At 65.3% G+C, this 22,151-nt stretch carries 21 protein-coding genes; 16 read left to right on the forward strand and 5 right to left on the reverse strand.

What is annotated here, in order from left to right; translation table 11 throughout:
* Window positions 1-81 precede the first annotated feature (81 nt).
* Window positions 82-3,612 (reverse strand): molybdopterin cofactor-binding domain-containing protein, encoded by a 3,531-nt coding sequence (locus H1B27_RS09445; protein WP_246515318.1) that lies wholly within the window; start codon window positions 3,610-3,612, stop codon window positions 82-84.
* The gene (locus H1B27_RS09450; RefSeq protein WP_061877682.1) at window positions 3,612-4,094 is read right to left on the reverse strand and encodes a (2Fe-2S)-binding protein; all 483 of its coding nucleotides are present in this window, start codon (window positions 4,092-4,094) and stop codon (window positions 3,612-3,614) included. The genes H1B27_RS09445 and H1B27_RS09450 overlap by 1 nt, the downstream gene beginning before the upstream one ends.
* Before the next feature lie 240 nt (window positions 4,095-4,334).
* Between H1B27_RS09450 and H1B27_RS09455 the strand changes: the two genes are divergently transcribed.
* From H1B27_RS09455 to H1B27_RS09490, 8 genes are all read left to right on the forward strand, one after another.
* Window positions 4,335-5,792 (forward strand): 6-hydroxynicotinate reductase, encoded by a 1,458-nt coding sequence (locus H1B27_RS09455; RefSeq protein ID WP_197965969.1) that lies wholly within the window; start codon window positions 4,335-4,337, stop codon window positions 5,790-5,792.
* Window positions 5,789-6,685: a UPF0280 family protein gene (locus H1B27_RS09460; RefSeq protein ID WP_197965867.1), complete on the forward strand. Its 897-nt coding sequence runs from the start codon at window positions 5,789-5,791 to the stop codon at window positions 6,683-6,685. The genes H1B27_RS09455 and H1B27_RS09460 overlap by 4 nt, the downstream gene beginning before the upstream one ends.
* Window positions 6,686-6,711: 26 nt before the next feature.
* A complete protein-coding gene (locus H1B27_RS09465; protein WP_197965868.1) occupies window positions 6,712-7,296 on the forward strand; it encodes an amino acid synthesis family protein in 585 nt (194 codons plus the stop codon).
* Between the two features lie 80 nt (window positions 7,297-7,376).
* Entirely contained in the window at window positions 7,377-8,579 is a 1,203-nt protein-coding gene (locus H1B27_RS09470; RefSeq protein WP_061877680.1) for an ABC transporter substrate-binding protein, read from the forward strand.
* Window positions 8,580-8,796: 217 nt separating this feature from the next.
* Window positions 8,797-10,686, forward strand: a complete 1,890-nt coding sequence (locus tag H1B27_RS09475; RefSeq protein WP_197965869.1) for an ABC transporter permease — start codon at window positions 8,797-8,799, stop codon at window positions 10,684-10,686.
* Window positions 10,683-11,474, forward strand: coding sequence for an ABC transporter ATP-binding protein (locus H1B27_RS09480; RefSeq protein WP_061877678.1), 792 nt, complete (start codon window positions 10,683-10,685; stop codon window positions 11,472-11,474). The genes H1B27_RS09475 and H1B27_RS09480 overlap by 4 nt, the downstream gene beginning before the upstream one ends.
* The gene (locus H1B27_RS09485) at window positions 11,471-12,175 is read left to right on the forward strand and encodes an ABC transporter ATP-binding protein (protein WP_197965870.1); all 705 of its coding nucleotides are present in this window, start codon (window positions 11,471-11,473) and stop codon (window positions 12,173-12,175) included. Before H1B27_RS09480 ends, H1B27_RS09485 begins: the two co-directional genes overlap by 4 nt.
* A 24-nt stretch (window positions 12,176-12,199) precedes the next feature.
* Window positions 12,200-12,667 (forward strand): MarR family winged helix-turn-helix transcriptional regulator, encoded by a 468-nt coding sequence (locus tag H1B27_RS09490; protein WP_061877677.1) that lies wholly within the window; start codon window positions 12,200-12,202, stop codon window positions 12,665-12,667.
* A 55-nt stretch (window positions 12,668-12,722) separates the two neighbouring features.
* On the opposite strand, the gene H1B27_RS09495 is transcribed toward H1B27_RS09490, so the two are convergent.
* Window positions 12,723-13,919, reverse strand: a complete 1,197-nt coding sequence (locus tag H1B27_RS09495) for an amidohydrolase family protein (protein WP_197965871.1) — start codon at window positions 13,917-13,919, stop codon at window positions 12,723-12,725.
* A gap of 156 nt (window positions 13,920-14,075) precedes the next feature.
* Between H1B27_RS09495 and H1B27_RS09500 the strand changes: the two genes are divergently transcribed.
* From H1B27_RS09500 to H1B27_RS09525, 6 genes are all read left to right on the forward strand, one after another.
* Window positions 14,076-14,849, forward strand: a complete 774-nt coding sequence (locus H1B27_RS09500; RefSeq protein ID WP_061877675.1) for a ferredoxin--NADP reductase — start codon at window positions 14,076-14,078, stop codon at window positions 14,847-14,849.
* Between the two features lie 106 nt (window positions 14,850-14,955).
* Window positions 14,956-15,276 carry a hypothetical protein gene (locus H1B27_RS09505; RefSeq protein ID WP_061877674.1) on the forward strand — a complete coding sequence of 107 codons (321 nt, stop codon included), beginning with the start codon at window positions 14,956-14,958 and terminating at the stop codon, window positions 15,274-15,276.
* Window positions 15,277-15,368: 92 nt separating this feature from the next.
* The gene (locus H1B27_RS09510) at window positions 15,369-16,634 is read left to right on the forward strand and encodes a cytochrome P450 (RefSeq protein WP_197965872.1); all 1,266 of its coding nucleotides are present in this window, start codon (window positions 15,369-15,371) and stop codon (window positions 16,632-16,634) included.
* A 136-nt stretch (window positions 16,635-16,770) separates the two neighbouring features.
* On the forward strand, window positions 16,771-16,956 hold the full coding sequence (locus tag H1B27_RS09515) for a hypothetical protein (RefSeq protein WP_061877672.1): 186 nt from the start codon (window positions 16,771-16,773) through the stop codon (window positions 16,954-16,956).
* 15 nt (window positions 16,957-16,971) lie between these two features.
* The gene (locus H1B27_RS09520) at window positions 16,972-17,172 is read left to right on the forward strand and encodes a hypothetical protein (RefSeq protein WP_131874530.1); all 201 of its coding nucleotides are present in this window, start codon (window positions 16,972-16,974) and stop codon (window positions 17,170-17,172) included.
* 149 nt (window positions 17,173-17,321) lie between these two features.
* On the forward strand, window positions 17,322-17,564 hold the full coding sequence (locus tag H1B27_RS09525) for a hypothetical protein (protein ID WP_061877670.1): 243 nt from the start codon (window positions 17,322-17,324) through the stop codon (window positions 17,562-17,564).
* 33 nt (window positions 17,565-17,597) lie between these two features.
* Here H1B27_RS09525 and H1B27_RS09530 read toward each other — a convergent pair whose 3' ends face one another.
* A complete protein-coding gene (locus tag H1B27_RS09530) occupies window positions 17,598-18,848 on the reverse strand; it encodes a DUF763 domain-containing protein (RefSeq protein ID WP_197965873.1) in 1,251 nt (416 codons plus the stop codon).
* Window positions 18,849-18,975: 127 nt separating this feature from the next.
* On the opposite strand from H1B27_RS09530, the gene H1B27_RS09535 reads away from it, so the two are divergent.
* Window positions 18,976-20,118 carry a mechanosensitive ion channel family protein gene (locus H1B27_RS09535; protein ID WP_197965874.1) on the forward strand — a complete coding sequence of 381 codons (1,143 nt, stop codon included), beginning with the start codon at window positions 18,976-18,978 and terminating at the stop codon, window positions 20,116-20,118.
* Between the two features lie 226 nt (window positions 20,119-20,344).
* Here the strand turns inward: H1B27_RS09535 and H1B27_RS09540 are convergent, their stop codons facing one another.
* Complete coding sequence (locus H1B27_RS09540) at window positions 20,345-21,322, reverse strand: tripartite tricarboxylate transporter substrate binding protein (RefSeq protein ID WP_197965875.1); 978 nt, start codon at window positions 21,320-21,322, stop codon at window positions 20,345-20,347.
* A gap of 117 nt (window positions 21,323-21,439) precedes the next feature.
* Between H1B27_RS09540 and H1B27_RS09545 the strand changes: the two genes are divergently transcribed.
* A complete protein-coding gene (locus H1B27_RS09545; protein WP_197965876.1) occupies window positions 21,440-22,150 on the forward strand; it encodes a TetR/AcrR family transcriptional regulator in 711 nt (236 codons plus the stop codon).
* Window position 22,151: the final 1 nt, after the last annotated feature.

Here is a 22,151-nt window from a genome sequence, read left to right on the forward strand (position 1 = left end):
GCGAGGGGAGCCCGGAATCCATAACCACCAGCCGGGGTTATGGATTCTGGACTCGCCGCTTCGCGTCGCCCCGGAATGACATCAGGGGTTGAAGCTGCGCACCCGCGCGATGGTCTCGCGCACGCCGGTCCAGGCTGGCTTGTCCGGCGCGAACTGCCTGCGCAGGAACGTGACGAGCTCCTCGACCTGCGCGTCGCTCATGCTGTTCCTGAACGCCGGCATGTAGCCGAGATCGCTTGTGACCGGTTCGGCGATGCCGTGCAGGATCACCTGCACGAGATTGTCCGCGGTCGCGCTGTGCAGGTTGCTGTTAAGCGCGAGCGAAGGCCGGCTGCCGAACAGCGGCAGGCCGCCGACCTCGTGGCAGACGGCGCAGGCGCCCAGGTACAACCGCGCGCCGGTGGAAGAGGCAACGGTGACCTGCGTTGCGCTCTCGAGCTTTGCCGCGAGTGCTTCCTGTGCCTGCCGGTCGGTCGCGGCGTCGTTGAACGAGTTGAGATAGACCGCCATTGCGCGGATGTCCTGGTCGGGAAGTGCCTTGAGGTCCCTCACCACAGGCGCCATCGGTCCGGCGGCGACGCCGTGATAGCGCGAATGGCCGGTGCGCAAATAGGCGTAGAGCTCGTCCTCGTTCCACGGGATCGGCGCGTGCGAGATCGAGGTCAGCGCCGGTGCTTCCCACCCCTCGGCGAAACCGCCGGCGAGGTAGGCATTGCGTTGCTCGGCGCCGAGCGCGTTGCGCGGCGAATGGCAGCCGCTGCAATGGCCGAGCCCCTCGACCAAATAGGCGCCGCGATTCCAAAGCTCGGACTTGGCGGGATCGGGCTTGAACTCTCGGCTCTCATGGAACAGCGCATTCCAGCCTGCGAGCAGCGGACGGAGATTGAAGGGGAAGGCGAGCGCATTCGCCGGCGGCGTCGCGCGCACCGCGGGCTGCGCCATCAGATAGGCGTAGAGTGCCTGCATGTCGGCGTCGCTGGTCTTGGCGAAATGCGTGTAGGGAAAGGCCGGATAGAGCTGCCGTCCGTCGCGATGCAGTCCGTCACGCATGGCGCGTTCGAAGGCTGGATAGGACCAGGCGCCGATGCCGGTCTCGACGTCGGGCGTGATGTTGGTCGCGTAGATCGTGCCGAACGGCGTTTCAAGCGCGCGGCCGCCGGCGTTGAGCGCGCCGCCGGTCGAGGTGTGGCACTCCGCGCAATTGCCGAGCGCCGCGAGCTGCTCTCCGCGCGCGATCGTCGCCGCGGAATAGACCGACGCGTCGGGGCGCGCGATGGGTGCAATCGCGCGGCCCGGCAGCAGCGCCGCGCCGACGCCGATTGCAGCAGTGCAGAGAGCTGCAATGGTCGCGAAGACGCCGGCGCGCTTTGCGAACGGGTTTTGCCAGATGCGGGCCGGCGGCGACGCCGCGGGAGCGGGCAGGGCCTGTGGTGTCGCCGCCGCATCGCCGTGCAGCCCTTTCAGGATGCGCTCGGGCGTGAACGGAGGCTCGCGAAAGCGCACGCCGGTGGCATCGAAGATCGCATTGGCGATCGCCGCCGCGCTCGGCACCGAGGCGGATTCGCCGACGCCGAGCGGTGGTTGATCCTGACGCGGCAGCATCAACACGTCGATCTTGGGCACGTCCGGGAACGGGATGATGGGATAGGCGCCCCATTCCCGCGCCGCCACCGCGCCGCGTTCGAACGACACTTCCTCCATCAGCGCGCGGCTGGTGGACTGGATGACGTTGCCATGGATCTGGTGGCGCACGCCGTCCGGATTGATCATCAGGCCGGAGTCCTGGCCCGCGACAACGCGCGTGACGCTGACATCGCCGGTCGCCTTGTTCACCGCGACATCGGCGACCCAGGCCGACCACGCCGCGCCATAGCCGGGAAACTTGCTGTGGACATAAAGCGCATAGGCAAAGCCGCGCCCGTGCACGATCTCGCCGTCTTTCTCTTCGCGGACCGGCCGCGGCGTCCAGCCCGCGCGTTCGGCCACTGCATTGACCAGGTCGATCGCGCGCTGGTCCTTGAGATAGCGCAGCCGATATTCGATCGGATCGACGCCGGCCTCGGTCGCGGCTTCGTCGATATAGGATTCATGCGCAAAGGTGTTCGGCAGCGCCGAGACGCCGCGGAACCATGAGGCGCGCACGATCGGGGGCATGTCGTGGGCAACGACGCGCATGTGGTCGTAGTCGTAGGGCGGGATCGCGGTGCGGTCGCCCATCTGAAGCACGGCGGGATCGGGCGAGATGCGGCCGGTCAGTAGCAGCGCCAGAGTTGGCGCGGCGTTCGAGGGATAGCGCGTTGCGAGGTCGTAACCGGCAATGCCGCCGTTGGCATCGAGCCCGCCGTTGACGTCGATGAGCTGCGCGGTGCCTTTGGGCTCCCAGGCGTGCTCCTGCTCGCGTGTCAATTGCACGCGCACGGGCCGGCCGACCGCGCGCGACAGCAGCAGCGCGTCGGCGGTGACGTCGTCGGCGCAGTTGCGGCCGTAGCAGCCTGCGGCTTCGAGCCGGATCACGTCGATCTCGCTCTCGGGACGTTCGATCAGGAGCGCAAGATCGCTGCGCAGCACGTGCGGGTTCTGCGTGCCCGACCAGACGCGGATATTGCCGTCCCTGTAGTCGGCGACGGCACAGGACGGGCCGATCGAGGCGTGCATCTGATACGGCCACACGTAAGTGCGCTGCATCGGCCTGGCCGCGCCTGATATCGCCGCATCGACGTCGCCCTTGTCGATCAGCGTGCGCGGCGTCGACGGATTGGCGCGCAGCGCGGTTTCGACGTCGGCAAGGTCGATGAGGGTTGGTGTCGGTTTCCAGCTCACCTCAAGCTGCTCTGCCGCGCGGATCGCATTCTCCTCGCGCTCGGCGACAACGCCGACGAAATCGCCGATGTGCACCACCGCGATCAGGCCGGGAATGTCGCGCACCGAGGATTCATCGACCGCGAGCAGGCTGGTGCCGACGAACGGTCCGGCATCGACGCCGGCATAGGGCGGCCGCACCACGCGGCCGTGCAGCATGCCGGGCACGCGGATGTCGTGCACGAAAGTCAGCTCGCCCGTGGCCTTGGCGGGCAGATCCACGCGCGGCGTCGACTGGCCGACGATCGTGTAGTCGCCGACGGGTTTGACCGCGACATCGTCGGCAAGCTCGAGCCGGATCTCTTCGCTGCCGATCAGCTCGCCATAGCTGACGCTGCGGTTGTCGTGTCCGCGCACGAGGCCGTCCTCGATCCGTAACTCGGAGGCCGGCAGCTCCAGCCGCTCGGCCGCGCGCGCGATCAGGAAGTGCCTCGCCTGCGCCGCGGCCTTGCGCAGGGGCACGGCGGTGATCTGGATGGTTTCGCTGGCGATCGTCGCGCCCTGGTTCGGCACCACCGACGTGTCGCCGAGCACGACCACGACGCGCGCAAAGGAGACGTCGAGCTCTTCGGCGACGATCTGGCCCAGGGCGGTGCGGATGCCGGTGCCGAGATCGACATGGCCGTTATAGGCCGTGACCGCCCCGTCCGCGGTGATGCGAACGAAGGTCTCGGATGTGACCTCGTCCACGGTGCGGGCGACGATGAGCGAGCCCGATGGCCGCTCAGCTCCGTTCGAAACAGGGGAGGCCATCAGTCCGCGGCCTCGGCGAGCTGGCCGGATGCCCGCATCACCGCGCGCAGGATCTCGACGTGGGTGCCGCAGCGGCAGAGATTGTAGCGCAGCGCCGCCAGCGCCTCCTGTTCGGTCGGCCGCGGATTGACCGCGAGCAGCGCCTTGGTGGTCATGATCATGCCGTTGAGGCAATAGCCGCATTGTGCGGCCTGCTCGTCGATGAAGGCCTGTTGCACCACATCGGGCTTGTCGCGGGTGCCGAGGCCTTCGAGCGTCACGATGTCGCGGCCGGCGCAGCCGCTCACGGGAATCACGCAGGAGCGCGCCGCCGCGCCGTCGATCAGGACAGTACAGGTGCCGCATTCACCCAAGCCGCAACCGTATTTCGGGCCGTTCAGCGCGAGCTCGTTGCGAAGCACATAGAGCAGCGGCGTGTCCGGCGCCGCCGTGACTTCGTGGATCCTGCCGTTCACGGTGAGGCGGATCGGTGTCTTCGTCATCCTCGTTCCCAAGCGCGCGTAACTCTACCGTGGCGAACGATACCGTTTGTACACAAACGTGCAAGCGGTGCATCCCGCACTGCAGCGTGGTTGCCTTCTTTGTGGACAGAGCTGATAGGCAAATGAGGTTTTATGCGGCAGCCGCATCTTTTGCGCTGCACCGCCGCTTGACAGCGCCAGGGGACCGCGCGCAACATTGTTCGTGTACGAATGATAACCGCAGTGGCCGCCGGCTCCGACATGGTGATTGAAACGACGAGCGCCGTCATCGACAAGATCCGCTGCGATGCTTGTCCGGTGATGTGCTACATCAAGCCGGGCGCAGCTGGTGCCTGCGACCGCTACGCCAATCACGACGGCAAGCTCGTCCGTGTCGATCCGCATGTGATCCTGGAGCGCACCGTTTCTCATGGCGGCAAGCTCGTTCCCTTCAGTCGCACTGAGGACTGGGACGGCAAGATCGTCCATGAACCCTCGACTTTCGTGACCGCGATCGGCGCGGGCACGACCTATCCCGACTACAAGCCGGCGCCGTTCATCGTCTCCGCGGAGGTCGACGGCGTCGACATGGTGACCGTGGTCACCGAGGGCATCTTCTCCTATTGCGGGATCAAGGTGAAGATCGACACCGACCGCTATCTCGGTCCGGAGACTGCGACGGTCCGGGCGCAAGGCGAGGCGGTCGGCCACGTCACCACCAGCGAATACGGCTCGCAGATGCTGTCGCTCGGCGGCGTGCATCATCTCACCGGCGGCTCCAAGAAGGAGGGCCGCGTCACCTGCGACACGTTGATGGACCTCGCCAATTGCAAGGCGGTGGAGCTCACCATCGACGGCGGCGCCACCGTCGTGGTGCAGGCCGGGCAGCCGCCGATCGTCAACGGCATGAAAGAAGAGCGCATGCGCGTCGGCTGCGGCTCGGCGACGATCGGCATGTTCGCCAAGCAATGGCACGGCAAGGTCGACGAAGTCGTCGTGGTCGATGACCACATCACCGGCGTGCTCTCGGAGCATCAGGCTGGCAAGCTGCTCGACATCGCCGACACCGGCATCAAGATGAAGGGGCGGCGCTCGACGCCGGGCCGCTATTTCCAGGTCGCCGATCCCGGCACGGGCTGGGGTGGCACCAACATCTCCGATCCGCTGGCGATCCTGGGGCCGTTCGATCCCAAGGAAGCCAAGCCCGGTCTTTCCATGCTGATGGTCTCCACCACCGGTGAGCACTCGTCCTACTACGTGCTCGACGAGGCCTTGAAGCCGGTCGAGACGGAGATGCCGGCCGACTTGAAATTCTCGGTCGAGCGTATCCAGGAAAACTGCGAGCCCGCGCTGTGCACCGTGCTGTTCATGGCCGGCGCCGGCGGCTCGCTGCGTGCCGGTGTCACCGACAATCCGGTGCGGCTGACGCGTTCGGTGAAGGATGCGCTGACGCGGGTCACCAGCGGCGGCGCGCCGGTCTATGTCTGGCCCGGCGGCGGCATCACCTACATGGTCGACGTGACGCAGATGCCGTCAGGCGCGTTCGGTTATGTGCCGACGCCGGCGCTGGTCGCGCCGATCGAGTTCACGATGAAGCTGTCGGACTATGCCGCGCTCGGCGGCCACATGGATTACGTGAAGCCGCTCTCCGAGGTGCAGAACGGCGACGATGTCCGCCAGCTGCCCTGGCAAAATCCGATTCCGGGGCCGCGGGCATGACCAGGCTCCCGCAAATCGCATTGCTGTCTGATGGCCGGCGGCTGCATTTGCAGGATGGACCGATTGACCTGATCGTGGAGGCGAGGGGACGTGCGGACGAGGTGCGCGCGGCCTATGAGGCTGCGGCGCGCAGGTTCACCGGGCTTCTCGACGAGCTATGCGCGGAACTGACTGAACTGCGTGCGGATGCTGCGACGCGGACTTCGCTGACCGGCGCTGTCGCGCGTCGTATGCACGCCGCTGTCGCGCCCTATGCCGCCGATTGCTTCATCACGCCGATGGCGGCGGTTGCGGGCAGCGTGGCCGAGGAGATTCTGGGCGCGATGCTGCGCGCTGCGACGCTCGATCGCGCTTACGTCAATAATGGTGGCGACATCGCGCTTCATCTGGCCGCAGGCGCGCATTTTTCGGTCGGCCTGATGGACCGGCCCGACCGCGACGGCGTGATGCGGACGATGAGGATCGATGCAGATGACCCTGTGCGGGGCGTCGCGACCAGCGGACGCCACGGCCGCAGCTTTTCACTCGGCATCGCCGATGCCGTGACGGTGCTGGCGGCGACTGCATCGCAGGCCGATGCGGCGGCGACGATCATCGCCAATGCCGTCGATCTGCCCAGGCATCCCGCCATCATCCGGAAGCCTGCGAACGAGCTTCAGCCCGACAGCGATCTGGGCGCGCGCCTCGTCACCCGCGATGTCGGCGAGCTGTCTCACGATGAGATCGCCGCCGCACTCGAATCTGGCGCGGAACGTGCACGGCAATTGTTCGACCGCGGACTGATCGAGGGTGCCGTGTTGCAGCTTTGTGGTGTTATGCTTGTCATCGGACCGAAAGATATTGAACGGCAAGAAGCGCGCCCGCGTCAGCTGGAGAACGCGGTTCATGCCTGAACAGGGAAGAGCCTGAGGACACAATCATGAGCGCGATCATTCGCAAGATCGTCACCGTCGTCGAAGAGACGCAGATGGAGATGGGCCGGCAGGTGTCGCCGCCGACCCGGCGTGCGGCTGCGATTGCCGTCATCGAGAATCCGTTCGCCGGAAAATATGTCGAGGATCTTTCGCCGCTGATCGCGATCGGCGAGGAGCTGGGTGAGCTCTTGTCGAAGCGTGCGGTGGCCGCGCTCGGCATCGATGGCGCCAAGGCGCAGAGCTACGGCAAGGCCGCCGCCGTCGGCGAGAACGGCGAGCTTGAGCATGCCGCCGCCATCCTCCACCCTAAAATGGGAGCGCCGGTGCGCAAGGTTCTGACGAAGGGTGCGGCGCTCATCCCGTCCTCGAAGAAGCGCAGCGGTCCCGGCACGACGCTCGACATTCCGCTGGGGCACAAGGACGCAGCCTTCGTCCGCAGCCATTTCGATGGGATGGAGGTACAGATCAACGACGCTCCGCGCGCCAACGAGATCATGGTCGCAGTCGCCGTCACCGACAGCGGCCGTCCGCTGCCGCGCGTCGGCGGGCTGACGGTCGCGGAGATCAAGGGCGAAGACGGTCTGAGATAGGATTTGAACCGGGGAGGCGGGCACAGCTTCCCCGACACGATTACGCTGAAGACGTAGAGAGTTCAAAACTGGAGGTTGGGATGCGAGCGAGAAACTATTTTGTGGGCGCGGCCTTTGCGCTTCTGGCGGGCGGCATGGCTCATTCGGCCCTGGCGCAGGACATCAAGATCGGCGAGATCAACAGCTACTCGCTGCTGCCGGCCTTCACCGAGCCCTATCGCAAGGGCTGGCAGCTTGCGGTCGAGGAGATCAATGCGGCCGGCGGCATCAACGGCAAGAAGCTCGTCGTCATTTCCAAGGATGATGGCGGCAAGCCGGCCGACGCGCAGACCGCGGCCAACGAGCTCGTCTCGAGCGAGGGCGTTGCGATGCTCGCAGGCACGTTCCTGTCGAACATCGGCCTTGCGGTCTCGGACTTCGCCAACCAGAAGAAGGTGTTCTTCCTCGCGGCCGAGCCGCTCACGGACGCCATCACCTGGTCCAAGGGCAACAAGTACACTTTCCGCCTGCGTCCCTCCAACTACATGCAGGCGGCGATGCTGGTGGAAGCCGCCAGCAAGCTGCCCGCAAAGCGCTGGGCCACGATCGCGCCGAACTACGAATACGGCCAGTCGGCGGTCGCCGTGTTCAAGAAGTTGATGTCGGAGAAGCGCCCCGACATCCAGTGGGTCGACGAGCAGTGGCCGCCGCAGGGCAAGATCGACGCAGGTCCCGTGGTGCAGGCGGTTGCCGCCGCCAATCCCGAAGCGATCCTCAACGTCACCTTCGGCGCCGACCTCGTCAAGCTCGTGCGCGAAGGCAACACCCGCGGCCTGTTCAAGGGGCGCGAGGTCGTCTCGTTCCTCACGGGCGAGCCCGAATATCTCGACCCGCTCAAGGACGAGACGCCGGAGGGCTGGATCGTCACCGGCTATCCCTGGTACTCGATCAAGACGCCCGAGCATGACGCGTTCCTCAAGGCCTACCAGGCCAAGTACAACGACTATCCGCGTCTCGGTTCGATCGTCGGCTACCAGACCATCAAGTCGGCCGCCGCCATTCTCGCGAAGGCCGGCTCGACCGATCCGGAGAAGCTGATTGCCGCGGCGGAAGGGCTGTCCATGCCGTCGCCATTCGGCGAGATCACCTTCCGCAAGATCGACCACCAATCGACGCTCGGTGCCTATGTCGGCAAGACCGCGCTCAAGGACGGCAAGGGCGTGATGGTGGATTCTTCGTACAAAAAGGGCGCGGACTATCTCCCGAGCGATGCCGAAGTCGCGAAGCTGCGCCCGAAGGATTGATGTCCTTCTCCCTCTCCCCGCTTGCGGGGAGAGGGTTGGGGTGAGGGGGAGCCTCCGCGAGGGAGGTGACAGACGTGCTCGCGGAGACTCCCCCTTACCCGAATTGCACCGGACGATGCTCCGCATCGCCGAGCGCAATTCGACCTCTCCCCGCAAGCGGGGAGAGGTGAACCAAGCCTCGCATGCCGCGGCATGCCACACCTAACCCGGACCGCCGATGGCCTTTTATGTCGTACAGTTTCTGACCGGTCTCGCCAGCGCAGCGTCGCTGTTCCTGGTGGCCTCGGGCCTGTCGATCATCTTCGGCGTGACGCGGATCGTGAACTTCGCGCATGGCGCCTTCTACATGATCGGCGCCTACATCGCCTTTACGCTTACCGAGCGGCTTTCGGGTGCGTTTGGGTTCTGGGGCAGCATCGTGCTGGCGGCGCTCGCGGTGGCCGTCATCGGCGTCATCGTCGAGATGGTGCTGCTCCGCCGCATCTATCACGCGCCGGAACTGTTCCAGCTGCTCGCGACCTTCGGCCTGACCTTGATGGTCGAGGACCTCGTGGTGCTGATCTGGGGGCCTGACGATCTCGTCGGCCGCCGCGCGCCGGGCTTCAGGGGCGCCATCGATTTCTTCGGCCAGAACATCCCGAGTTATGATCTGTTTCTGATCGTGCTGGGACCGGTCGTGCTCGGCATTCTCTGGCTGCTGTTCCAGCGCACGCGATGGGGCGTGCTGGTGCGCGCCGCGACGCAGGACCGCGACATGGTCGCCGCGCTCGGCGTCAATCAGAAATGGCTGTTCACGTCGGTGTTCGCGGTCGGCGTCTTCCTCGCAGCCCTCGGCGGCGCGCTTCAGATCCCGCGCGATGCCGTGCATCACGCCATGGATCTGCGCATCATCGTCGAGGTGTTCGTCGTGGTCGTGATCGGCGGCCTCGGCAGCATCGTCGGTGCCTTCGTCGCGGCCGTGCTGGTCTCGGAGCTGAATGCCTTCGGCATCCTGATCTTCCCGAAGATCTCCATCATTCTGGTCTTCCTGGTGATGGCGGCGGTGCTGATCGTGCGGCCCTGGGGGCTGTTCGGCAAGCCGGAGGCGGCCGCGCGCAAGACGCCTGGCCTCACCGTCAATCCCTGGCGGCCGCTGACGTCGAACGAACGGCTGGCGGCGCTTGCTGCGTTCGTCGTCGCAGCGATGCTGCCACTGTTCGCGGGCAATTATCTGCTCACCGTGGGCTCGGAGATCGCGATCTTCGTGATCTTCGCTGTCAGCCTGCACTTCCTGATGTCGGTCGGCGGCCTCGCGTCCTTCGGCCATGCCGCCTATTTCGGCCTCGGCGCCTACGGCGTCGCATTCCTCGCCAAGATGGCGGGGCTGCCGATGATCGTGTGCCTGCTGCTCGGACCGCTGCTCGGCTGCATGGGCGCCGCCGTGTTCGGCTTCTTCGCGGTGCAGCTCTCCGGCGTTTATTTTGCGATGCTGACGCTCGCCTTCGCGCAGATCGTTTGGTCGATCGCGTTCCAGTGGGTGAGCGTAACCGGCGGCGACAACGGCATATTGGGGATCTGGCCGGAAAAATGGGCGGCCAGTCCGTCGCATTTCTATTGGCTCGCGCTCGGCGTCGCGGCGCTGGTGACCGTCGCGTTGCGGGCCATGGTGTTCGCGCCGTTCGGTTACGCGCTCCGTGCAACGCGCGACTCGCTGTTGCGCAGCGAAGCCATCGGCATCGATGCCAAGCGCATCCAGTGGACCGCCTTCGTGATCGCAGGCACCACCGCCGGCATCGGCGGCGCACTGTTCGCCTATCTGAAGGGCAGTGTGTTCCCCGACAATCTCGGCATCTCGCTGTCGGTCGACGCGCTCGTCATGGTGCTGCTCGGCGGCGTCGAGACGGTGTCCGGCGCCGTGATCGGCGCCATCGTCTACAAGGCCTTGAATATCTGGCTGGTCAGCCAGACCGATCTGTCGAAGCTCGTGCTCGGCGGCTTCATCATGCTGATCGTCGTCGTCTTCCCGAAGGGGATCGTCGGCATGCTCGAGATGCTGGCGCAGCGCCGGCGAAAGTCTTCGCCGCCGGGCTCTCCCTTGCTTGCCAAGCCGATCGAGTCTGCCGAATGAGCGTTGCACCCCCACTTCTCGCGGTTGAAGGGCTGACCAAGTCCTATGGCGGCATCCATGCGGTGCGCGGCGTCTCGTTCTCGCTGCGCGCGGGCGAGATCCTGGCGCTGATCGGCCCGAACGGCGCCGGCAAGAGCACCTGCTTCGACATGCTCAATGGCCAGAACAAGCCTGATAGCGGCCATGTCCGCCTGCTCGGCGAAGAGATCACGGGCAGGAAGCCGCGTGAGGTCTGGCGGCTCGGCGTCGGGCGCACGTTCCAGATCACCGCGACCTTCGCCACCATGACCGTGCGTGAGAACGTCCAGGTCGCGCTGATTTCGCATGAGAAGCAGCTCTACAACCTCTGGGGCTCGGCGCCGAAGTTCGATCGCGGCGAGGCCGGCCGCCTGCTCGAGCTGGTCGGCATGGGCGGTTACGCGGATCGTCCCTGCGGCGAGCTCGCCTATGGCGACCTCAAGCGGCTCGAGCTTGCGGTCGCGCTCGCCAACCAGCCGAAGCTGCTGTTGATGGACGAGCCGACCGCGGGCATGGCGCCGCGCGAGCGCGTCGATCTGATGCGGCTGACCGCGAGCATCGCGCGGGAGAAGTCGATCGGCGTGCTTTTCACCGAGCACGACATGGACGTGGTGTTCGAGCATGCCGACCGCATCATCGTGCTCAATCGCGGGACGTTGATCGCCGAAGGCTCGCCGGCGGAGGTGCGCGGCAATCCGCAGGTGCAGGCGGTCTATCTCGGCGAGGGCCTCGTCTACGATGCCCGCCACCGCGAGGGAACATCGGCATGAAGCTCACGGTGCAAGACCTCAACAGCCATTATGGACCGGCGCATATCCTGTTCGACATCGGCTTCGAGGTCGGCGAGGGCGAGGTGGTGGCACTGCTGGGACGCAACGGCGCCGGCAAGTCGACCACGTTCCGCTCGATCGTCGGCCTCGTCGCGCAGCGCTCCGGCCGCATCATGTTCGAGGGCAAGGATGTCTCGGCGAAGCCGACGCACGAGATCGTGCGCGAGGGGCTCGGTTACGTTCCGGAGGAGCGGCGCATCTTCACTGACCTGACAGTCGAGGAGAACCTGGAAGTCGGCCGCCAGCCGAAGCGCCAGAACGCGCCGCACTGGACGCGCGAGAAACTGTTCGCGCTGTTTCCAAATCTGGGTGAGATGAAGAACCGTCCCGGCGGCCGCATGAGCGGCGGCGAGCAGCAGATGCTGACCATCGCGCGCACGCTGATGGGCAATCCCTCGCTGGTGCTGCTCGACGAGCCTTCGGAGGGCCTGTCGCCGAAGATCGTGGAGCAGATGGTCGATGCCATCCTGACCATGAAGAAGGAAGGCGTCAGCATCGTCGTCTCCGAGCAGAACCTGCATTTCGCGCGGCTGATTTCGGATCGCGCCTACATCATCGAGCGCGGCCGGATCTGCTTCGGCGGCACCATGGCCGAGCTCGACGCGCGTCCTGATATCCGCGACGCGCATCTGTCGTTGTGAGGCAAGTGGAAGGGCTGCGAACGGATGGCGAGAAGCGTTGCGGCAAAGAAGAGCGTCAAACCGGCCAAAGTGTTTAACAGGCCGCCTTACGTGCTCGACGAGCAGGTCGGCTTCATCCTGCGGCAGGTCTGGCAGCGCCACAGCTCGATCTTCGCCCGCGACATCGGCACCAATCTGACGCCGACACAATGGGCGGCATTGTCGAAACTGGCCGAGACCGGGCCGTGCTCGCAGAACCAGCTCGGGCGGCTGACGGCGATGGACGTCGCCACCATCAAGGGCGTGATTGATCGTCTCACCGCGCGCGGCCTGACCGAGACCAGCCAGGATCCCAACGATGGGCGGCGGCTCCTGGTCAGCCTGACGCGTGCAGGTCAGCAGCTTGCGGAGAAGCTGGCCCCCAATGCGCTTGCGATCACGCGCGAGACGCTGGCGCCGCTCGACGCGAGGGAGCGCGAGACGCTGATGGCGCTGTTGAACAAGCTGCGGTGAATGTCTCTCATTCCGGGGCGGGCTCACGCGCGTCCCGGAATGACGGCAAATCCCGTCACTTCGCCACCACCTCCGGCACCTTTCCCGCCGGCGGGGTGTTGCGGCTGCGTTGCGTTCGCACGATGCCGTCGATGATGGTCATGCCGATGCCGGGGAGGTCGCCGAGCTGGACGCTCTCCAGGATGTTCTTGCCGGGCGAGTGCTGCGCCTTGTCCATGATGACGAAATCGGCGGAACGGCCGACCTCGATCAGGCCGCAGTCGAGCTGGCGCATCCGCGCGGTGTTGCCGGTGGCAAGGCAGAACGCAATCTCGGCCGGCAGATCGCCGAGCGAGGACAGCATCGAGACCATGCGCAAAATGCCGAGCGGCTGCACGCCGGAGCCGGCGGGCGCGTCGGTGCCGAGGATGACGCGGTGCAGATCGCCCATCTCGCGCGCGGTGCGCAGCGTGAACAGGGCAGAGCGCTCGTTGCCGTTGTGCACGAGCTCGAGGCCGCGCTTGCAGCCCTCGCAGATGCAGCGGATCTGATCATCGGGCAGGGCGGTGTGACCGCCATTGATATGGCCGACCACATCGGTGTCGGCCTCAAGCACCACGTCCTTGTCGATCAGACCGGAGCCGGGGATCGACGGGCCGCCGGTGTGGATCGTGCTCTGGATGCCGTATTTGCGGGCCCAGCCGACCATCTTGCGTGCCGTCGGGCCGTCCTTGACGCCGCCGAGGCCGACTTCGCCGAGCAGCTTGACGCCGTTGGCAGCCATCTCCTTGAAATCCTCCTCGACCATCTCGCATTCGATCACCGGCGCGCCGGCGTGCACCTTCACGCCGCCGGGACGCAAGGTCCAGAATGCGCGCTGGGCAAACACCGCCATGGCCTTGAGGCCGACCACGTCGCGGGGGCGGCCGGGCATGTGCACTTCGCCCGCGGAGATCATGGTGGTGACGCCGCCATGGAGGTAGCTGTCGATCCAGTTGATCTGGTTCTGACGCGGCGTCCAGTCGCCGGCGACGGGGTGGACGTGACTGTCGATCAGGCCCGGCGCCACCGTGGTGCCCTGGGCATCGACGATGGTGGTCGCGCCCTCGGTGTTGACGTCCTTGAAGCGGCCGATCGCGGTGATCTTGCCGTTCTCGGCGACGATGGTGTCGCCGTCCAGGATCGGCTTTTCCAAAGCGCCGGACAGGATCAGGCCGATATTCCGGATCACGAGCTTCGACGGTCCGGTGGCCTGGGGGGCGTCATGCGCCATGGAAGGGCTCCTCATTCCTAACTGCAACGCTTCCGATCTTGGGCAGCCTTGACCGCGGGATCAAGCCGGATTATTCATTAGTATACGAATGATCGTGTACAAACGACGCATAGCTGCCGGCCTCGGAACCGCAATTGACGCGACAGGGAAGGTGAGATGAGCAATTTCAATCAGGAAAGCGTTTTGAGCGTCCACCACTGGACCGATACGCTGTTCTCCTTCAAGACCACCCGCAGCCCGACCTTCCGCTTCCGCAACGGCGAATTCACCATGATCGGGCTCAAGGTCGGCGAGAAGCCGCTGCTGCGGGCCTACAGTGTCGCCAGCGCCAACTACGAGGACACGCTGGAGTTCTTCTCGATCAAGGTCCCGGACGGCCCGCTGACCTCGCGGCTCCAGCATTTGAAGGAAGGCGACGAGATCATCGTCAGCCGCAAGGCCACCGGCACGCTGGTGATCGACAATCTGGAAGAGGGGCGCAACCTCTACCTCATCGGCACCGGCACCGGGCTTGCGCCGTTCCTGAGCGTGATCAAGGATCCCGAAACCTATGAGCGGTTCGAGAAGGTGGTGCTGCTGCACGGCTGCCGCCACGTGAAGGAGCTCGCCTATGGCGAGATGATCACCGAGCATCTGCCGAAGGACGAACTGCTCGGCGAATACATTCGCAATCAGCTGATCTATTATCCGACCGTGACGCGTGATCCCTTCCGCAACCGTGGCCGCATCACGGACCTCATCACGTCAGGCAAGCTGTTCACCGATATCGGCCTGCCGGTGCTGGAAGCCGCGCATGACCGCGTCATGATCTGCGGCAGCCCGGCTCTGGTGGCGGACACCCGCGTGCTCCTGGGCGAACGCGGCTTCGCCGAGGGCAATCACGGCGAGCCGGCCCAGTTCGTGGTCGAAAAGGCCTTCGCCGAGCGGTAATCCCGCAATTCCTGCGCGATAAGACCGTATTTTCGCCGCGTGGGGCCCGTTGCGGCGCCGATTCGGCGCTTGATACTATGTGGGAGCGAATCAGCGGAGTTCCCACATGGTTGCGGACAGCGACAGCAACATCGCCTGGCACCGGGTTCAGTTGAAGAAGAACCGCGCCGAGCTGAAGGCGCTGGAGACCGCGCGCTTCACGATGGGCGAGATCGCCTCATCGAAGCGGGATGGCCAGACCCAAAAGTCGATCGCGGAACTCAAGCGCAAGATCGCACAGTCGGAGCGCGTGATCGCCGATCACGACAAGCGCACGCGCCGTCCGCTCGCAACCGACCTGCAGAGCCTCAGCAACGGCAGCTGGAGCCATTGGGACGCCTACACTCAGCAGCGCAAGACCGGCCAGCGTTCGCCCGGGCGCGGATAGACGCCTCTCGTTGACGATCGACGAGGCGACCCTTGCACGGGCCGCGCCGCGCACCATCTGGGTGAAACGCCAGCAATCAGTCCGGTGATTCCATGACTGTGCGCCTCGATTTTACCAGCGAGGTTTTTTTCCGCGATCCGCCCAAGGCCATCGCGACGTTGCGCATGTCCGGCCCGGTGGTTGCGACGCGATTCCCGATCGTCGGCGATGTCTGGATCACCACGACCCATGATGCGACAGCGCAGGTGCTGAAGGACGGCGCGACCTTCACGCTGCGCAAGGAGGACGGCGACGTCGCGGGTCTGCGCTGGTGGATGCCGAGATACGTCAGGACCATCGCCAACAACATGCTGACGATGGACGAGCCGGATCACACCCGGCTGCGCAGCATCGTGGACGAGGCGTTTCGCCGCCGCGCGATCGTTGCGATGGAGCCGCGCATCCGTGCCATCGCCGACACGCTTGCGGACGAACTGTTCGCAGCGGGAAGCCCGGCCGATCTCGTCCAGCGCTACGCGCGCATCCTGCCGCTCGCGGTGATCTCGGAACTCCTGGGTCTGCCGCCGGCCGATCGCCCGAAGTTCATCGCCTGGGCCAACGAGATGTCCTCGCTGACGAATGTCGTCAGCTTCTTCCGCTTGCTGTTCGCCTTCCGCAAGATGCGAGTCTACCTCGAACGGCAGTTGCAGACCGCACGCGTGCAAGGCGGCGAGGGCCTGATTGCCGAACTGGTCCAGGTCGAGCGCGAAGGCGGTCAGATCACGCCGGGCGAGATGGTCTCGATGGTGTTTCTGCTGCTCGCGGCGGGATCCGAGACGACCACTCATCTCATTAGCGGCTCGGCGTATGAGCTTCTCAGGAATCCCGGTTTGCGTGACTGGCTGGAACAGGACTGGAGCCGCGTCGGGCTTGCGGTGGAGGAGTTCCTGCGCTTCGTGTCGCCGGTGCAATTCTCCAAGCCTCGCTATGTGCGCCGCGACGTCGAGGTCGAAGGCGTGCGCTTGAAGAAGGGCGACCGCGTCATGGTGATGCTTGCCGCTGCGAACATGGATCCGGCGGTGCACGATCGTCCCGAGCGCCTCGATCTCGAGCGCAAGCCGAACCGCCATATTTCATTCGGCACGGGAATCCACTTCTGCCTCGGCCATCAGCTCGCGCGCATCGAGGCAGCCTGCGCGCTGGAAGCGCTGTTCGTGCGATGGCCCAAACTCGGTCTAGCTGTCGATCCCGCCGAGGTCCATTGGCGCAGACGGCCGGGCTTGCGCGCGATCGCGAAACTTCCCGTCACGGCTGAGAGCCGTGGAACACCGGGGCGGGCAGGAGCGAGCCCTGAGCGTTCCCTCACCGCGGCGAGCTGAGATCAGCGTCCGTTCGGAAAATCTTTGCCGCGCGTGATCGGTCAGGAACGGTGTGCCGCTGGACCTGTTGTCTCTTGGACGCGCGGATCCTTGGCCGTGCAGGTCTCGGATCGACGTCCTAACGGGAGACAAGATCATGACCAGCAGGATGCCACCTGTTCCGCCGGACAATCAGAGCCGCAAGGGAACTGGCGACAGCAAGCAAACGTCCGCCGATCAGGCGCCACATGGCCAGCAACGTGCGCAAAATCCGGACCAGCAGGGACAGCAGGGCAACATCAAGCAGAACACGACCAATCAAGGCTACCAGCAAGATCGTTGAGGAGGGCGACATCCCATGTCGACATCCACCAAGACCCCGAACAGCATCCGTCAGGGTGGGCCCGGCGCATCGCACGAGAACGCGAAGGCGCCGCTGGAAATCAAGAAGCCACCGGCGGATAACCCGCAGCGCAGCCACAGCCGGATTTCCGGCGGCGGTGGAGAGCACGATTCCCATCACAGGCATGACGAGGCCGGAAAGGGCGGAGGCAGGTGACTGGAGGCAGGTGACTCATGAGCAGCAGGCAACCCAAACTGTACGCGCCGAGCGAGAAGGACATGCGTGAAAATCCCCTGATCGGTGGATCGAAGGGGGCCACCATGAAGCACTAAGTCTTCGGAAGATCACTGCAACAGGAGAGACAAATGCCGAGTGGGCATGGCAGCAAGACGCATTTCAGATCGGGCATGCACGGCAAGGGCGACGGCACCGGCGGACTGACCGACGTTCCCAAGGATATGATCGGCGACAACATGGTGCTGTCCAACCGTGACAAGAAACAGCATTCGGACATTCGTGGCATGGACGGCAAGTCCATCCAGACTGAACAATATCAGGACCACGCAGCCAACCGGCTTGAGGAGGAGCCGGAGACCGACGAGACCTGAGATCGTTCCTCCCGCCAACTTGCGGACCGGTGTTCAGCCGGTCCGTTTTCGTGTGGGCGCAAGATCGCGCTCCCAGCCGAACACCGATCGGCCATCGAGATCCGGGGAGGCCGCACGCTCAGTGGCGATGAAAGCCTCAACCGAAGGGCCGCGTGCGGTCCGCTCCAGCCGCCGCGCCTGGTCGTCCAGACGCTTGATCGCCTGCATCTCTTCCTCGCGTCCGAGCTTCGCGTTCTGGATCGCGCCCTTCAGCACCCGGATGGTCTCGTCATAGACCTTGATCGGAACGGGGTAGGGATGTCGGTCCTTGCCGCCATGGGCGAGCGAGAAACGCGCGGGATCCCTGAAGCGATAGGGTGCGCCGTGCACGACCTCCGCGACCATCGCGAGGGAACGCACGGTGCGCGCGCCGACGCCCGGCGTCAGCAGCAGTTCCGGGAAATCGATCGGGCCCCGCTCGGCTGCGGCGGCCAGCGTTCCGTGCAGGCGGCGCGCGAATACGTCCTTGGGACGGACGTCGTGATGGGAGGGCATGATCAGATGCGGCAGCGTGCCTTGTGCCGGCGTGGACTCGGTCCCGATGAGCCGTTCGAATTCGGAGACGATGCGATCGGGGCCGAGATCGCAGAGCAGTTCGAGCTGCGCCGTCCGAGAAACGTCGGCGCGATGATCGGTGAGATTGACGATCTCCCCCTGCTGCGGCCCGTCGATCGCGCTGTGCGGCGCATCGACAAAGCTCTTCAGCGCCTCGGAATGCCAGTGATAGCGTCGCGCCTGCCGCTTGTCGCCGTTCATGCCCTGCTGCACCACCGTCCATTTGCCGTCGGCCGTCACGAAGAAGCCGTGCAGGTAAAGGTCGAAACCGTCCTGGACCGCGGCGCTGTCGACCTTGGCCACCAGGCGGCTGGCGCGGGTGAGTCTGGGGCCGTCGAATCCGACGCGGTCGCCGAGCTGCAGCAGCTCGTCCGGCGTCTTGCGCGAATGCTGGCCCCTGCCGCCACAGACATAAATTCCGAGCTCGTCCTGAAGCGGTCCGAGCCCGCGCTTCAGCGCGCCGATCACGGAGGTGGTGATGCCGGAAGAGTGCCAGTCCATCCCCATCACGGCGCCGAACGACTGGAACCAGAACGGATGCGACAGCCGTTGGAGGAACGCATCGCGGCCGTAATGATGCACGATCGTCTGGGTGACGATCGCTCCCAGCGACGACATGCGACTTGCCAGCCACGACGGAACCCGTCCGGTGTGAAGAGGGAGATCGGCGCTGCCGGTTCGTCGAGTCATGCGGTTCAATCTAGTGCAATTCGGCGACGGTTGCACCAGCGGGATGCTGCGTTGCACTGAACGGGGGAGCCAAGCCGGCCGGGAAGGCGTTGAGCGCGCTGGTGCGCATGCAAAGACGGGGACGGCGATGAATTGGCAGGCTCTCATGGCCGACATCGACGGGATGTTCGGCTGGATACCCTCATGGTTCATTGGCCTCAGCCTCGTTGCCGGCGCGATCCTGCTCGCCTTGTTGGTCTATCGGGTCGCCATATGGCTGCTTGGCCGCGCATTCGGCACCCGCTTCCCCCTTCTGAGCGTGTTCATCGATCGGACCGCTGGCCCCGCCCAACTCGCTCTCTGTCTCGCCGCCGTCGCACTGGTGCTGCCGCTCGCTCCGCTGGATGACGCGATCCGCACGCCGCTGATGCGGCTGTTCGTCGTGGCCTTCATCGCGCTGATCGGCTGGATCTCGATCCGGATCGTCGACATGAGTGCTGCGCGCTATCTCCAGAATTTTCGCGATGTCACCGAGAATTTCGTCGCACGCAAGCATGTCACGCAAGTGCGCGTGTTCAAGCGCGTCACCGATACCATCATCGTCGTCATCACGATCTCTGCCGCGCTGATGACGTTCGATTCGGTCCGGCAATACGGCGTCAGCCTGTTCGCCTCCGCGGGCGCGGCCGGTATCATCGTCGGTCTCGCCGCCCGCCCGCTGCTGAGCAACCTGATCGCGGGTTTGCAGATCGCGATCACCCAGCCGATCCGCATCGAGGACGCCGTGATCATCGAGAACGAATGGGGCTGGGTGGAAGACATCGCCTCGACCTATGTCGTGATCCGGCTGTGGGACTGGCGCCGCATGGTGGTGCCGCTGTCCTATTTCATCGAAAAGCCGTTTCAGAACTGGACGCGCGACACCGCATCCCTCATCGGCGTGATCGCGCTCCATGTCGACTATCGTGCCGACGTCCAATGCATCAGGACCTGGCTGGAGCAGGCGGTGAAGCAGTCAAAGCTGTGGGACGGCGAGGTGGTCAATCTCCAGGTGATCGATGCCGACGCGCGCACCATCGAGCTTCGGGCGCTGGTCAGCGCCAGGAATGCACCGCAGTCCTGGGACCTCCGCTGCGAGATCAGGGAGAAGCTCGTGGCCTTCATCCGGGACGAGATGCCGGAGGCGCTGCCGCGCGAACGCGCGATCCTGATCCCGTCTGGCGACGATGATGCTGATTTCGTGCGGCGCGTCACGCCGCCGGAGAAGATGCGGGCTGGCGGGCGCAATTGACTCTGCGATCAGCCGGCGCCGACCACGGCTGCGTCGGCTGGCCGATCTGCCCGCCGACAGCGAATGCGACCCATTCGCGTTCTGCCTTGCGCTCTGCCTTGGCGAAGCGGCTTGCTGTCCGGCGCCAGTAGCCTTGCTTCGCCGTCGGCGCGCGGGCGGGCGCCGTCAGCGAAGCAATGACCGCAGGTGCAAGCAGTGCGGTGTGCGATGAACCCGGAAGGGCGCTTTACTGCGCGCGGATGTTGGCGGCCTTCAGCACCGGCTCCCATTTGGTCGCCTCGGCGTGCATGTAGGCGTCGAACTCCTTGGCAGAGGAGCCGACCGGCGCTGCGCCGATCTTGCTGAGCGTCGATAGCACGCCGGGATCCTGCAGCGCGGCCTTCAGATCGGCTTCGAGCTTGGACACGATCTCGGGCGGCATGTTTGCCGGTCCAAGAACGCCCCACCAGACCGAGACGTCGTAGCCGGGCACGCCGGCCTCGGCGATGGTCGGCACATCCGGCAGCGCCTTCGCGCGTTCGGCGGAGGTCACCGCCAGCGCGCGCACGGGGCCGCCCTCGAGCTGGCCGATTGCTTCGGCAAGCGGATTGATGCTGAGCGGAATCTCGCCGGCGATCACGGCCGTCAGCGCCGGCGCGCCGCCTTTGTAGGGGATCGCGACGATCCTGGTGCCGGACATGTATTTCAGCAGCTCGCCTGCGAGATGCGCCGAGGTGCCGTTGCCGGACATGCCGTAGGAGAGCTTGTCCGGCTCCTTCTTGGCGGCGGCGAGGAGATCGCCGAGCGTCTTGTAAGGGCTGTCTTTGGCCACCACGATCGCGAGCGGGGACGAAGCGACTTCGGTGATCGGGGTGAAATCCTTGAACGTGTCGTAGGGCACGCTTGGATAGATGAACTGGTTGAGCGGATGGCCGCTCGCGACCAGGATCAGCGTGTAACCGTCAGGCGCGGACTTGGTAAGTGTTTGCGAGGCGACGATGCCGCCCGCGCCGGGACGATTGTCGATCACGGGCTGCTGCCCCCAGGTCTTCGCCAGCGCCTGGCCCAACGTGCGCGCAAGCACGTCGACTGCTCCGCCCGCTGCATAGGGCACCAGGATGTGGACCGGCTTGCTCGGATAGTTGTCGGCTTGAGCTGCACCCGCTGCCAGCAGCCATATGGCGCCCAGCAGCAGGCGGCCGATCTTCTTGTTCAAATCCAACATATTCCCAGCACTCCATAGGCGGCGTTCGCATTCCAGCGGCGCTCTTTCCAGGCCGACTGCACCCTGCCATCGTTTTTGTTGACGAGACCTGATCTTTTGTACGATAGTACAAATCACATGATACGCAAGCCCACCAGCAGGGAAACAGCCCGCAAGCCGAACATGCGCGAGGCGATCCTCGCCGCGGCCGAGGAGCTGTTCGCCACCAACGGCTTCAATGCCGTCTCGGTGCGAGATATCGCGCATGCCGCCGGGGCCAATCCGGGCAGCGTGACATATCATTTCAGGACCAAGGACGGGTTGCTGCTGGAGATCTACCGGCGCCATTGCGGGCCGATGAACCTGCGCCGTTCCGAGCTACTTGCCGCCGCCAGGCGTGTGCGCGATCTGCAGGACCGGCTGGAGGCGATCGTGCGCGCCTATGTGGTGCCGGCCTTCACCTCGGGCAGCGATCTCGCGGGCGGCGGCGCGCGCTTCACGCGGCTGCGCGCGGTGATGTCGGCGGAGGGCAACGAGGTCGCGCGAAAGATCATCGCACAGACCTTCGACGACACCAGCCACGCCTTCATCGATGCGATCCATGAGAGCCTGCCGCACATTCCGCGTACGGACATCGTCTGGCGCAGCCACTTTCTGCTCGGTGCGCTCTATTATTCGCTGGTGACGCCGGAGCGCGTTTCGCGCCTGTCGCGCGGCGAGGCCGACGGCAGCGATGCCGCAGGGGCCATCGAGCAATTGGTGCAGGCCACGGTCGCCGCATTCCAGGCACCCGCGCTCGATCAAGCCGCGCCGGCGCGGCGGCGGCCGGTCGTCAGCAGCAAGTCTTGAA

Origin of the sequence: Bradyrhizobium diversitatis (assembly GCF_016031635.1) — a bacterium.
GTDB lineage: Bacteria > Pseudomonadota > Alphaproteobacteria > Rhizobiales > Xanthobacteraceae > Bradyrhizobium > Bradyrhizobium diversitatis.

Excerpts from the sequence above, each read along its gene's own strand:
- H1B27_RS09465 (WP_197965868.1), top strand. The coding sequence starts at position 6,712 with ATGAGCGCGATCATTCGCAAGATCGTCACCGTCGTCGAAGAGACGCAG.
- H1B27_RS09480 (WP_061877678.1), top strand. The coding sequence starts at position 10,683 with ATGAGCGTTGCACCCCCACTTCTCGCGGTTGAAGGGCTGACCAAGTCC.
- H1B27_RS09475 (WP_197965869.1), top strand. The coding sequence starts at position 8,797 with ATGGCCTTTTATGTCGTACAGTTTCTGACCGGTCTCGCCAGCGCAGCG.
- H1B27_RS09455 (WP_197965969.1), top strand. The coding sequence starts at position 4,335 with ATGGTGATTGAAACGACGAGCGCCGTCATCGACAAGATCCGCTGCGAT.
- H1B27_RS09445 (WP_246515318.1), bottom strand. The coding sequence starts at position 3,612 with ATGGCCTCCCCTGTTTCGAACGGAGCTGAGCGGCCATCGGGCTCGCTC.
- H1B27_RS09490 (WP_061877677.1), top strand. The coding sequence starts at position 12,200 with ATGGCGAGAAGCGTTGCGGCAAAGAAGAGCGTCAAACCGGCCAAAGTG.
- H1B27_RS09545 (WP_197965876.1), top strand. The coding sequence starts at position 21,440 with ATGATACGCAAGCCCACCAGCAGGGAAACAGCCCGCAAGCCGAACATG.
- H1B27_RS09515 (WP_061877672.1), top strand. The coding sequence starts at position 16,771 with ATGACCAGCAGGATGCCACCTGTTCCGCCGGACAATCAGAGCCGCAAG.
- H1B27_RS09540 (WP_197965875.1), bottom strand. The coding sequence starts at position 21,322 with ATGTTGGATTTGAACAAGAAGATCGGCCGCCTGCTGCTGGGCGCCATA.
- H1B27_RS09460 (WP_197965867.1), top strand. The coding sequence starts at position 5,789 with ATGACCAGGCTCCCGCAAATCGCATTGCTGTCTGATGGCCGGCGGCTG.
- H1B27_RS09505 (WP_061877674.1), top strand. The coding sequence starts at position 14,956 with ATGGTTGCGGACAGCGACAGCAACATCGCCTGGCACCGGGTTCAGTTG.
- H1B27_RS09535 (WP_197965874.1), top strand. The coding sequence starts at position 18,976 with ATGAATTGGCAGGCTCTCATGGCCGACATCGACGGGATGTTCGGCTGG.
- H1B27_RS09500 (WP_061877675.1), top strand. The coding sequence starts at position 14,076 with ATGAGCAATTTCAATCAGGAAAGCGTTTTGAGCGTCCACCACTGGACC.
- H1B27_RS09525 (WP_061877670.1), top strand. The coding sequence starts at position 17,322 with ATGCCGAGTGGGCATGGCAGCAAGACGCATTTCAGATCGGGCATGCAC.
- H1B27_RS09495 (WP_197965871.1), bottom strand. The coding sequence starts at position 13,919 with ATGGCGCATGACGCCCCCCAGGCCACCGGACCGTCGAAGCTCGTGATC.
- H1B27_RS09530 (WP_197965873.1), bottom strand. The coding sequence starts at position 18,848 with ATGACTCGACGAACCGGCAGCGCCGATCTCCCTCTTCACACCGGACGG.
- H1B27_RS09450 (WP_061877682.1), bottom strand. The coding sequence starts at position 4,094 with ATGACGAAGACACCGATCCGCCTCACCGTGAACGGCAGGATCCACGAA.
- H1B27_RS09485 (WP_197965870.1), top strand. The coding sequence starts at position 11,471 with ATGAAGCTCACGGTGCAAGACCTCAACAGCCATTATGGACCGGCGCAT.
- H1B27_RS09520 (WP_131874530.1), top strand. The coding sequence starts at position 16,972 with ATGTCGACATCCACCAAGACCCCGAACAGCATCCGTCAGGGTGGGCCC.
- H1B27_RS09470 (WP_061877680.1), top strand. The coding sequence starts at position 7,377 with ATGCGAGCGAGAAACTATTTTGTGGGCGCGGCCTTTGCGCTTCTGGCG.
- H1B27_RS09510 (WP_197965872.1), top strand. The coding sequence starts at position 15,369 with ATGACTGTGCGCCTCGATTTTACCAGCGAGGTTTTTTTCCGCGATCCG.